3 protein-coding genes are annotated in these 1241 nt (G+C 46.9%); 1 reads left to right on the forward strand and 2 read right to left on the reverse strand.

Annotation, left to right across the window (positions count from 1 at the left end; genetic code table 11):
• Window positions 1-383: MetQ/NlpA family ABC transporter substrate-binding protein (locus PGX78_RS08390; RefSeq protein ID WP_270446489.1), on the forward strand; the 383-nt coding region annotated here is incomplete at its 5' end.
• Window positions 384-434: 51 nt separating this feature from the next.
• Here the strand turns inward: PGX78_RS08390 and PGX78_RS08395 are convergent.
• Complete coding sequence (locus PGX78_RS08395) at window positions 435-911, reverse strand: FMN-binding protein (protein ID WP_270446492.1); 477 nt, start codon at window positions 909-911, stop codon at window positions 435-437.
• A 10-nt stretch (window positions 912-921) separates the two neighbouring features.
• Window positions 922-1241, reverse strand: a 320-nt coding sequence (locus tag PGX78_RS08400) for an ATP-binding cassette domain-containing protein (RefSeq protein ID WP_270446494.1), incomplete at its 5' end; no start/stop codon positions are given.

A 1241-nucleotide genomic window follows, 5' to 3' on the forward strand; every position in this document is an offset into this window, starting at 1 on the left:
GACGCGCTCTTTTAATTTTACAGGCTGCCGGACTCATTAAATTGAAAGACGGAGGCACCGTTTCCAGTACGGTTCAGGATATTACGGACAACCCGAAACAATTACAGTTCAGTGAGCTGGATGCGGCTCAGGTACCTCGTGCCATCGACGATGTAGATATTGCCGTAATCAACACGAACTTCGCCCTCGAAGCGGGGCTCAATCCTTTGAAGGATTCTCTTTTCCTGGAAGCCAAGGATTCCCCGTATGCCAACATCCTTGCCATCCGTGCAGGCGACGAATCTCGTCCGGAAATTCAAAAGCTTTTGAAGGCCCTCCAATCACCTGAAGTAAAGAAATTCATTGAAGACAAATACAAGGGTGCTATTTTACCCAGTTTCTAACAGGCACACAAAAAACGGTGCAACTCGACAATGAGTTGCACCGTTTTTATATTACTGATTGGCTTGTTCCAGGTCTTTCTTTACAGCTTCTACGAACTGATCGTAGTTAATGGTAGCTCCTGAAATGGCGTCAACCTGACCAAGTTTTTGCTTCTGCAGCAATTGATCCGCATACTTTCGTTGCGATTCATAAGCAACCTTCGCTTTCTTCGCATTTGTAGGATCCTTATCATTACCGTAGTTTTCGTCCTTCACAGTCGTACCGTCCTTATCAATACCCTTGTATTCGACGGCCGTAATCTTATGGTCCTTAATAGTAAGAGTAATGACCGCCTTACCATGTACCTTATCGACGGAACTTTCCGCTGTATACGTACCGTCTTTGGTCTTTGACAAATCGCAGCACGATGCATTTTGCGACTTGTTATTTTCCGCCGGCTGTTGAGCCTCTTCACTACCGCAACCTGTCAGAAGCTGCGTTGCCGCATAGGCGGCACAAAGAAAGAGGGCATATTTTTTTACACTCATTGACTTCTCCTTATTCTTTCGTAACCATATGGCCGTGTTCAATAACAACACAGCGTTGAGCCTGGGCGCCTACATCTGCCGAGTGGGTTACCGTAATAATCGTATGGCCTTCGTCATGCAATTCACGGAAAATCTTCATGACCAAATTCTGATTGGCTTCATCCAAGTTCCCTGTCGGTTCATCGGCCAAAAGGATGACAGGATAATTAATCAAAGCGCGGGCAATGCATACACGTTGCTGTTCACCGCCGGATAACTGGCTGGGTAGATGGTTGGCCCGATCCTGCAGACCCACGCGTTCCATCATGGCCATAGCTTCATCTCGGTCCG

Source organism: Megasphaera sp. AF13-6AC (genome assembly GCF_027685385.1).
GTDB classification, from domain to species: Bacteria; Bacillota; Negativicutes; order Veillonellales; family Megasphaeraceae; genus Megasphaera; species Megasphaera micronuciformis.